The following is a 10,556-nucleotide window of genomic DNA, read 5'->3' on the forward strand; positions in this document are numbered from 1 at the left end:
TTGTTATTGACCTAAACTAAAATCAATTTTAACCCAGCCTATTTGTGTAGCTGGTGCTTTAGAATCTGCTTTCCATCTATGAGACAATGCAGTTTCTTTAGCAGCTTGATACAAACAAGCATCGCCTGTTGTTCCTCTTTTTCCTGGAATAGCTTTAATTACTTTACCTGAACGGTCAACATGAATCTCGACCACAACTCTTCCTTCTTCTTGACAATCTGGAATCACTTTATTATACGTCGCAGATCCTCTACCATTTAAACCGTATCCTTTTCCACCATTACCACTTCCTGGGTCTCCAAAATAACTAGGTGCATAAGGGTTACCATCTAGCTGTCCTTTATCTCCTCCGCTATTATCTGGTCCTTCACCACCTGTTTGAGTGCCTTCGGAGTTACTTACACCACCTATTAAAGCATCAAGCTCTTTTTTCTTTTTCTCTTCTTCAAGTCTCTTTTTTTCTTCAGCTTGTCGTTTCTCACGCGCAACACGTTCAGCCTCTGCCTTAGCTTTTGCTTCGGCTTCTTTTTGCTTTCTTATTGCAATAGCTTCTGGAGACTCTTGGGTAAGTACATCTTCTGTTTTAGCAGAAGACGAAGTAGTTTCCTGTGGTTGCGTTTCTTCTACCTTTGGTTGTTCAACAACTTCTCTTGGTTGCGATTTTACAGGTTCAGTTGGTTGGATATTTCCGCTACCAACTTCTGAATTTCCAAAATTAACAGCTACACCATACTCTTCTGGTGGATCCATATATGAATGACCAACAACAAACAGCAGCAAAATCAAAATCACCACAATTAAAGTTGTGATTTTTGCCGAATTACGTTCGTGTATGGTTTCAAAATATTTCATTAATTAGGTTTGACTGCCAAAATTACTTTAAACTTATTTCTATTAGCTATATCCATTACCTTTACCACATTATCTACAGGAACAGATTTTTCTGCTCTAAGCACAATGGTAGGTTGATCTTGTCCTGAAAGTGCTGATAGTAATTGATTTTCCAATACACTTTCTCCAACTAATTTTTGGTCTATATAATATCTTAAGTCTTTGGTGATACTAACAGCAACCGATTTTTTATTCTCGGTTTTTCCACTAGCCTTAGGCAATAAGATATCAATAGCATTTGTAGTCACTAAAGTAGAGGCCAACATAAAGAATATCAGTAACAGAAATACGATATCTGTCATTGAAGACATGTTGAATTCTGGTGTAACTTTATTTCTTCCTCTAATATTCATTAAATAGGCTCGTTTAAGTGGTCTAAAAATTCTAGCGAATTGGCTTCCATTTGGTAAACAACTTTATCAGTTCTTACCACTAAATGGTTATAAGCGATGTAACCAACAATACCTACTATAAGTCCTGCAACTGTTGTAGTCATTGCTGTATATAATCCATCAGCTAGAAGTTTAATATCAATTTGACCTCCTGAATTAGCAATTTCAAATATTGATAATATCATCCCAATTACTGTACCAAGAAATCCAATCATTGGAGCAGCACCTGAAATTGTAGCCAAAATACTTACATTTTTTTCTAGATTATAAACCTCTAAACGTCCTGCGTTTTCGATAGCTGTATTAATATCTTCCAATGGCTTTCCAATTCTGGTAATCCCTTTATTAATTAATCTAGAAACTGGAGAGTTTACTTGAGCACAAAGCATTTGTGCCGAATCAATTTTACCATTAGAAACATGGTCTTTAATTTGATTCATAAAATTGGAATCTATTTTTGAAGCTGCTTTGATAGCAAAAAGCCTTTCAAAATAAATATAAATAGCAACAACTAAGAGTACAAATAATATACCTATAATTAGCATTCCTGCTGTACCACCACTAAAAATCAATTCAATGATAGAAAGCGTTTTTTCAACAGATTCTCCATCAGTTAAAACCTCAGCTTCTTCAGGAGTAGTTTGTAATAATATATTTAGCATAAAGTGTTAATTTTTTTTATAACGTTAATTTTCTACCTAAAGTATAAATTAAAATATAGTTCTTGTAAACATAAACGCAATTGCACCAACTAAAAACCCAACTAGCGCTAACCAAGATATTTTCTTTAAGTACCAGAAAAAGTCAATTTTTTCCATTCCCATTGCTACTACACCAGCAGCCGAACCAATAATTAACATACTTCCTCCTGTTCCTGCCGAATAAGCAATAAAGTGCCATAATTCGTTATCCATAGGAGCTATTTCTGGAGAAAACATACCCAAACTTGCAGCAACAAGCGGCACGTTATCAATAATTGCAGATCCAACTCCTAATAATAAAACTACTAAATCGGAAACGCCTTCATGGTGTAACTCAGTTCCCATCATAGGCATTTTGTCTTGTAGTGTAGTTGCAAAACCAAATAGGATACCTAAAGATTCTAATGCTGCAACAGCCATTAATATTCCTAAGAAAAATAAGATACTTGGCATCTCAATTCTAGATAATGAATGATGTACTGGACTGTGGTGTCCTTGATAATCTGCTCCTTCAGCATCTGCATGAGATAATGCAAATTTTGAGTTACTATAAATCTCCGCAAAAATAGCAACAACACCTAAAGCTAACATCATACCTACATATGGAGGCAAGTGTGTTACCGTTTTAAAAATTGGCACTGATACAATACCTCCTAAACCTAAATACAACATTGTTGAACTAAACTTACTCTTAGGTTTGTCTTCTTTTTCGTCTTCATTTTCTAAATTTCCTTTAAAAGCAGGTAAAAACGAAGCAATAAATGTTGGTACCAACATACAAAGTAGAGATGGTACAAAAAGATATACGAATAAGTGACCAGTAGACACTTTCTTAGCAATCCATAACATTGTTGTGGTTACATCTCCAATTGGAGACCAAGCTCCTCCAGCGTTTGCAGCGATTATTATTAAACCAGCATACCATATTCTAACATCTTTATCTTGAATAAGTTTTTGAAGTATAGATATTAATACAATTGTAGCAGTTAAGTTATCTATAATTGCTGAAAGGAAAAATGCTAAAAACGCAAAAATCCAAAGCAATCGTTTTTTACTTTTTGTTTTTATAAATCCTTTGATAGTTGAAAATCCATCAAAATAATCAATGATTTCAACAATAGTCATTGCTCCTAGTAAGAACACAAGAATTTCGGCTGTTTTACCTAAATGATGTAAGAGCGTTTCTTCCATCATGTGCATTTTATCTTCGTGCTCTAATAATCCAAAATTATCTAGAAGAGCGTGTTTTCCTGAGTCGAACCATTGTGTGAAATTATCGATACCTAAAGCTATCAAAGCCCAACTTATAGCCATCATGACCAAAGCAGGAATAAGTTTATCGATTTTTAAATTGTGTTCTAGTGTAATAGCTAAATAACCTACTACAAATACTAATACAATTAGTGTTTCCATATTAAGTGTATGTTATATAAGTTGACTTAAAGCAATCTCAAAAGCTGTTGCGCTTATACCAGTTTTTGATTTGTTGTTTTTATGTACGTTTTCTAATGCTTGTTTTATACGGTTTGAGGTATCATTAAAAATGGCTTCGTCAGTCATTTGAACTTTGCGCTCCATAAAATAAGCAAAAACTCTTGCCATACCGCAATTTGAAATAAAATCTGGAATAAGACTTACTTTATTATCTGTATATTCCATAATTGGTCCAAAAAATATCTCCTTATCAGCAAATGGTACATTTGCGCCACAAGAAATTACTTCAAGACCTGTATTAATCATATTATCAATTTGCTCTTTAGTAATTAATCGAGAGGCAGCACATGGTGCAAAAATCTCGGTTTCTAAAGCCCAAATCTTTTCATTCATTTCATCAAAAGGAATTAAATGATCGCTCACTAAAGTATTTCCAGACTTATTAGAATATAGCTGAGTAATTTCATCAAAAGTAAAACCTTCTTCTTTTATTAATCCACCTACTCTATCAATAATTCCTACTACTTTTGCTCCCATTTGTGCTAAATAAAAGGCTGCAGCTGCACCAACGTTACCAAAACCTTGAACAATGGCACGTTTACCAACAACTGAATCTTGGTGGATATCATAAAAATGACGAACAGCCTCAGCAACACCATAACCTGTAATCATATCAGCTACAGTATATTTTCTTGTTACATTAGGTGAATATTTTGGGTTTTCAATAACCTTAATAACACCATGCCTTAACTGTCCTATTCTATTAATTTTATCGGCTTGTGTTGGTCTAAAATGACCTTCAAAAACACCTTCTTGAGGATGCCATACACCACTTTCTTCAGTGATAGGGATAACCTCATGTATTTCATCAACATTTAGGTCTCCTCCTGTACCATAATAACTTTTTAGTAATGGTGAAACGGCTTTATACCAACGTTCTAAAACGCCTTTTTTTCTTGGGTCTTGTGGGTCAAAATTAATACCTGACTTAGCACCTCCAATTGCTGGTCCAGAAACGGTAAACTTAACTTCCATAGTTTTTGCAAGCGATAGCACTTCGTTCATATCAAGTCCTTTTCGCATACGCGTTCCTCCACCAGCTGCACCTCCTCTTAAGGAGTTTATTACTGTCCAGCCTTCAGCTTCGGTTTCTGGGTCTTTCCAATTAAAAATAATTTCAGGGTCTTTGTCTTCGTACTTTTGAAGTAAATCTTTCATGTAGTTAGTTATTCTTCAACAAATATAAAAAACTAAAAATCCTTAAATATTAATTTTATAATAATTTTATGGATAATAAATCCTACCTGAAGAATGATCTTTTTTGGCTCCTGTTACACTTTTTAAACAATTAACTGTTCCTTTGAGTTTTAAAACTCCTAGCAATCCAAAAATTAATGCTTCTTTAAACTCAATAATCTCTTTTGAAGGCAACTCTACACTATTTTTAGTCTTGGATACAATTAAGTCGAGAAGAAATTTATTGTATGCACCTCCACCACTTACTAATACTTTTGCATTGTGCTTGGTATTGATTTCTTTTGAAATTTGAATAGCTACATGCTCAGTAAATGTTCTTAAAATTGTTTCTATTGGAAGATTATATGCATCAATTATAGGGAAAATAAGTTGTTTAACCCATTCTAACCCCAAAGACTTTGGGTGACTCTTTGAGTAAAAATCTAAATCATTCAGTTGGTTTAACAACTCTATATGTAATTTTCCTGATTTAGCAATTTGCCCTTCATTATCATAATTAAAGCCTAATGGCTTAACATAGTGATTAAGCACAATATTTACAGGACAAATATCGTAGGCAATTCTTGTATCATCAATTTCAGTTGAAATATTAGCGAATCCGCCAAGGTTTAAGCAAAAGTCATAATCAGAAAACAGCAATTTATCTCCAACAGGCACCAAAGGCGCTCCTTGGCCTCCAAGTTCAACATCTTGCACTCTAAAATCACATACAACAGTATGTTGTAAAAGTTTTGACATTTTTGGTAAGTTACCAATTTGGTAAGTCATACCGCTTTGAGGTTGATGCAGTGCTGTATGACCATGAGAACATATAGCATCTACAGTTTCAATATGATTTTTTTTAATAAACGAATTAATGACCTCTGCTAAATATACAGTGTAACCATCATCGATGTCTTTTAATTCTTGCTTAGAGTTTGAAACTAAATGTTTCAAAGTATTTTCCCAATACTGAGTGTAAGAAACAGTTTCTGTAGTATAAATAGTATAGGTCCATTTTTCATCAAAATTGAACTGTACATATATTAAATCGATACCATCTAATGATGTACCAGACATTACACCGATAACTTTGAATGTTTCTTTTGTCATATATGGTAAAAATAACAATCATTATTGAAAAAATGCTAACAAAAACTTATCTTTGACATCATTTTTTAACAAATCAATAATTTTATCACTACATATGGATTTTAATCTTACAGAAGAACATCTAATGATTCGCGATGCTGCTCGCGATTTTGCTCAAACCGAATTATTACCAGGAGTAATTGAACGTGATGAGAAACAACAATTTCCACAAGAACTTGTTAGAAAAATGGGAGATCTTGGTTTTATGGGAATTATGGTTGACCCTAAATATGGTGGAAGCGGAATGGATGCCATATCTTATGTGCTTATAATGGAAGAGCTATCAAAAATTGATGCTTCTGCTTCGGTTATGGTTTCTGTAAATAACTCATTGGTGTGTTATGGACTTGAAGCTTATGGTAGCGAAGAACAAAAACAAAAGTACCTTACTAAACTTGCCACAGGAGAATTTATTGGTGCATTTTGCTTAAGTGAACCAGAGGCTGGTAGTGATGCAACTTCTCAAAGAACAACTGCTATAGACATGGGAGACCATTACTTATTGAATGGTACTAAAAACTGGATAACAAATGGAGGTCGTAGTGATGTTTATTTAGTGATTGCACAAACTGATAAAGATAAAGGACATAGAGGTATTAATGCTTTTATAGTTGAAAAAGGTATGCCTGGTTTTGATGTAGGTCCTAAAGAAGATAAACTAGGAATTAGAGGAAGTGACACACATACATTACAGTTTAATGATGTAAAAGTGCCTAAAGAAAATAGAATTGGTGAAGACGGATTTGGTTTTAAATTCGCTATGAAAACTTTATCTGGTGGTAGAATAGGTATTGCGTCTCAAGCTTTAGGTATTGCTTCTGGAGCTTATGAGTTAGCGCTTAAATACTCTAAAGAACGTAAAGCGTTTGGTACTGAAATTTGCAACCACCAAGCCATTGCTTTTAAATTAGCAGATATGGCTACCGAAATTGAAGCTGCTAGAATGCTTGTAATGAAAGCTGCTTGGGATAAAGACCAAGGGAACAACTATGATATGTCTAGTGCAATGGCAAAATTGTATGCTAGTAAAGTTGCAATGGAACAAACTGTTGAAGCGGTTCAAATTCATGGTGGAAATGGTTTTGTAAAAGAATACCATGTTGAACGATTAATGCGTGATGCCAAAATCACTCAGATTTATGAAGGTACTTCTGAAATTCAAAAAATTGTAATTTCGAGAGGTGTTATAAAAGGATAGTAATCTTACAACTCATAAAAAAACCCATCAAATTTTGATGGGTTTTTTTATACAATGTACTAAATATCCAAAACCAAGCAAATTTCATTATATTAGTAAAGTTAATAGCATAAAATCTCCCCTAAAAAAATTAATCTATACAGTAGTTTATGACGTTATGGAGATACAAAACCGTTGACAATTTCATTGTTATTTTTCTAACAGTGTTATACTCATTTTTTTGTAGCGGTCAAGAAACTATAACCGAAAAACCATTTTCTTTCAATACCTTAACCATTAATGATGGTTTATCTCAAAACAGTGTTATAAGTATTGCCCAAGATAGCATAGGTTATTTGTGGCTGGCTACACAAGATGGTTTAAATAAATATAATGGTAAAAGCTTTAAACACTACGACAAGCAATTTGAAGACATTACAAGACCTAATTTTAGTAAACTTGGTAAAATTTATATCGATAAGCAAAACCAATTATGGATTATCACCAACTCAGGTAAGTTAGAAGTTTACAACCAAAAAACTGATACATTTAAGCATTTAGAACGTTTTAATAATGTTAGCTCAATCTTTCAGGATAAAACACTACAAACCTATATAGGAACCTACGGTAAAGGACTCTTCAAAATTGATACTAAAACTAAAGACACGCTACAAGTTTTAAATAACCAGGACAAATTCAGAACCATTTATGAATTTATAGAAACTGATACTGCTATAATAGTTGCTACTTCAGGAGCTGTATTTCAAATTAAAAACAACACATACAATGAGATTAATGTTGAATCGCACACTAACGCAAACTTTAGTGCGCTTACAAAAGATAAAGACGACAATATATGGTTAGGAACTTTTGGTCAAGGGCTTTATTTTAAAGAAAACAACAAGACATCTTTTATAAAATACCAACATTCGCAATTACCCAATGACCTTAACATTGAAGACTTACTTATAGACAGTAAAAACAGATTATGGATTGCCACTTATGGCAATGGCGCTTATCTACTTAATCTTGAAAATAATACTGTTACAAACTTTAAAGCAGACAAAAACAACCCTTTTGCCATACATTATAATGACATCTTATGTTTATACGAAGACGCTACAGGAGTGATTTGGTTAGGTTCTGACGGAACTGGAGCAAGCTATTATGATGCTCACCTCATAAAATTTAATGTACTCACAAATAACCAAGTTCCTAAAAATGTAAATGTAGATGTGGTAAGGAGCATAAGTACTGATGCCAATAATAATTTGTGGATAGGCACATCTGGTAAAGGGCTTACTCATATTAACTTTAATAATGATGAGTATAAAACATATACCGTTAACAATTCTTCAATAGCTAGTGATAGAATAATAAGTCTATTCTACAACAACAATAAATTGTGGATAGGTCACCAAGGGTTTGGTTTAAATATCAGAACTGACTCTGGAGATTACATTTCATTCCCTGAAATTTCAAATCTTACAATCTGGAGAATTATAAAAGAGAACGATAATCAAAGTTGGTTGTGTACCGAACGTAATGGTATTATTTTATTCGATATAGATAAAGGTATAGTTAAGCAATTCAATACTGATAATTCTACCCTATCAACAAATGACATTAAAACAGCTATAAAAGGCAATGAGCACACACTTTGGATTGGTACTGATGATAAAGGGTTGTATAATTTAAATTTAAAGACTAATGAAATAACCAATATCAAATCCTTAAATGACAAAATAAAATCACTGCATTATGACAATGAAATCTTATGGATTGGCACAAATGGTAAAGGTTTAAAAAAGTATAATACTATAAACGGATCATTAGATGTTTACACCAAAGTTGATGGTTTACCAAACAATGTGATTTACGGCATACTACCAGATAAAGAAAACAACTTATGGTTGAGCACTAATTATGGTATAAGTAAATTAAACATTAAGGATACTATTTTTGAAAACTACAGCAACTATGATGGTTTACAGGCTTTAGAATTTAACACTGGAGCTTACTATAAAGACGAGAGCGAAAACTTATATTTTGGAGGCCTTGAAGGTCTCAACTGGTTTAACCCTAACCAACTTACATTTAACCCAATTAAACCAAAAACCATTATTTCTAAGTTTGAGATTTTTACTGAAGGTTATCCTTTAAAACAAAACTCAACCTTTAAATTCAATCAAAATACTGTAACCTTTACATTTTCTAGTTTACATTTCTCACAACCTGAACGTAACCTTTATAAATATCAACTCGTAAATCATGATGAAAATTGGATTAACTCAGAAAACAATAATTCAGCACATTATACCAACCTACCTCCTAACGATTATACATTTAAAGTAATGTCAAGTAATTATGACGGAGTTTGGAATACTACACCTGCTACATTTACTTTCACAATACTACAACCTTGGTATTTAAGTAAGCTTGCTATTGTTTGTTATACACTACTTTTTTTGATTAGCATGTATTTGTTATACAGGTATTTTAAATGGCGTTGGCACATGAAAATGCAATTACAATTTGAGCATAATGAAACTGAACGCTTAAAAAAATTAGATGAATTTAAAACCAGGATTTACACCAATATATCTCATGAGTTTCGAACACCATTAACGCTTATTTCTGGTCCTATTGAAAAGCAATTATCAAAGTCTAACCTAACAGAAGATGACAAGAAAGAACTCTCTTTAGTTCAAAACAACTCTAAACGATTATTGAATCTAGTCAACCAATTACTAGACCTATCTAAGTTAGAATCAGGAAACTTAAAACTCTCGGTTTCCAAAGGAAACATCACAGCATTCTTGAAACAAATTGCAGCTTCTTTTGAATATAAAGCTAAAGACAAAAACATACATTTTTCACATAAAATTCAATCAATTCCTGAAGCTTGGTTTGATAAAGATGTTATCGAAAAAATCACCACCAATTTACTTTCTAACGCAGTAAAATATGCGCCTGAAAACGGTCAAATTCACTTTGCTGCAATCGAAAAAAACGGTCAAATTATTATCACAATTATTAATAACGGAAATACCATTTCTAGTAAAGAGTTAAGCAAACTATTTCAAAGGTATTACCAAAACAACAAAAATGCTGATGGTGTAGGTATTGGACTTTCGTTAGTGAAAGAACTAGCTATTTTATCACATGGTAATATTGTAGCACACACTATGAATACAGATGATATTCAGTTTACTGTAACTCTACCTATTGAGCGTTCTTTTTATAATATTTCTGAAATAAACGAAGACACTAAAACTGTAAATGATGAGCTTGATACAGTCTTAGAAACTCCAGCAACTTCTGAAGAACAAGCTATTAATAATTCTAAGGACAAACCTATTTTATTAATAGTTGAAGACGACAAAGATATAAGAGAATTTATAAGTTCAATTTTTAAAAATGACTATGACATTAAAGAAGCTCCCAATGGTGAAAGTGGCATTAAAAAAGCCATAAAATACATTCCTGATATTATCGCTGCGCTATGCGTAGTGTGGTTTTGGATTTTAAAAATAGTGAATTTATTCACAAATTTTTAAAAATACAGGTTAA

8 protein-coding genes are annotated in these 10,556 nt (G+C 32.7%); 2 read left to right on the plus strand and 6 right to left on the minus strand.

Going from position 1 to position 10,556, the window contains the following annotated elements:
• Positions 1–3 precede the first annotated feature (3 nt).
• From OD803_RS09375 to OD803_RS09400, 6 genes are all read right to left on the minus strand, one after another.
• Positions 4–852 (minus strand): energy transducer TonB family protein, encoded by an 849-nt coding sequence (locus OD803_RS09375; protein ID WP_262733228.1) that lies wholly within the window; start codon positions 850–852, stop codon positions 4–6.
• Positions 852–1,244 carry an ExbD/TolR family protein gene (locus OD803_RS09380; RefSeq protein ID WP_129761499.1) on the minus strand — a complete coding sequence of 131 codons (393 nt, stop codon included), beginning with the start codon at positions 1,242–1,244 and terminating at the stop codon, positions 852–854. The genes OD803_RS09375 and OD803_RS09380 overlap by 1 nt, the downstream gene beginning before the upstream one ends.
• Positions 1,244–1,945, minus strand: a complete 702-nt coding sequence (locus tag OD803_RS09385; RefSeq protein ID WP_262733229.1) for a MotA/TolQ/ExbB proton channel family protein — start codon at positions 1,943–1,945, stop codon at positions 1,244–1,246. Before OD803_RS09385 ends, OD803_RS09380 begins: the two co-directional genes overlap by 1 nt.
• 48 nt (positions 1,946–1,993) lie before the next feature.
• Positions 1,994–3,397 carry a sodium:proton antiporter NhaD gene (gene nhaD, locus OD803_RS09390; protein WP_262733230.1) on the minus strand — a complete coding sequence of 468 codons (1,404 nt, stop codon included), beginning with the start codon at positions 3,395–3,397 and terminating at the stop codon, positions 1,994–1,996.
• 12 nt (positions 3,398–3,409) lie between these two features.
• Positions 3,410–4,636, minus strand: a complete 1,227-nt coding sequence (locus tag OD803_RS09395) for a Glu/Leu/Phe/Val dehydrogenase dimerization domain-containing protein (protein WP_131508038.1) — start codon at positions 4,634–4,636, stop codon at positions 3,410–3,412.
• A gap of 66 nt (positions 4,637–4,702) precedes the next feature.
• Complete coding sequence (locus OD803_RS09400) at positions 4,703–5,767, minus strand: anhydro-N-acetylmuramic acid kinase (RefSeq protein ID WP_262733231.1); 1,065 nt, start codon at positions 5,765–5,767, stop codon at positions 4,703–4,705.
• A 94-nt stretch (positions 5,768–5,861) separates the two neighbouring features.
• On the opposite strand from OD803_RS09400, the gene OD803_RS09405 reads away from it, so the two are divergent.
• Together OD803_RS09405 and OD803_RS09410 are read left to right on the plus strand one after the other, a co-directional pair.
• Positions 5,862–7,004 (plus strand): acyl-CoA dehydrogenase, encoded by a 1,143-nt coding sequence (locus OD803_RS09405; RefSeq protein WP_131508600.1) that lies wholly within the window; start codon positions 5,862–5,864, stop codon positions 7,002–7,004.
• Between the two features lie 149 nt (positions 7,005–7,153).
• Positions 7,154–10,543 carry a hybrid sensor histidine kinase/response regulator gene (locus OD803_RS09410; protein ID WP_262733232.1) on the plus strand — a complete coding sequence of 1,130 codons (3,390 nt, stop codon included), beginning with the start codon at positions 7,154–7,156 and terminating at the stop codon, positions 10,541–10,543.
• The last annotated feature ends 13 nt before the right edge of the window (positions 10,544–10,556 follow it).

Origin of the sequence: Gaetbulibacter sp. NE (assembly GCF_025548475.1) — a bacterium.
GTDB classification, from domain to species: Bacteria; Bacteroidota; Bacteroidia; order Flavobacteriales; family Flavobacteriaceae; genus Gaetbulibacter_B; species Gaetbulibacter_B jejuensis.

Coding starts and splice junctions, on each gene's coding strand:
- OD803_RS09395 (WP_131508038.1), bottom strand. CDS start 4,636: ATGAAAGATTTACTTCAAAAGTACGAAGACAAAGACCCTGAAATTATT.
- OD803_RS09385 (WP_262733229.1), bottom strand. CDS start 1,945: ATGCTAAATATATTATTACAAACTACTCCTGAAGAAGCTGAGGTTTTA.
- OD803_RS09410 (WP_262733232.1), top strand. CDS start 7,154: ATGACGTTATGGAGATACAAAACCGTTGACAATTTCATTGTTATTTTT.
- OD803_RS09375 (WP_262733228.1), bottom strand. CDS start 852: ATGAAATATTTTGAAACCATACACGAACGTAATTCGGCAAAAATCACA.
- OD803_RS09400 (WP_262733231.1), bottom strand. CDS start 5,767: ATGACAAAAGAAACATTCAAAGTTATCGGTGTAATGTCTGGTACATCA.
- OD803_RS09405 (WP_131508600.1), top strand. CDS start 5,862: ATGGATTTTAATCTTACAGAAGAACATCTAATGATTCGCGATGCTGCT.
- OD803_RS09380 (WP_129761499.1), bottom strand. CDS start 1,244: ATGAATATTAGAGGAAGAAATAAAGTTACACCAGAATTCAACATGTCT.
- nhaD (WP_262733230.1), bottom strand. CDS start 3,397: ATGGAAACACTAATTGTATTAGTATTTGTAGTAGGTTATTTAGCTATT.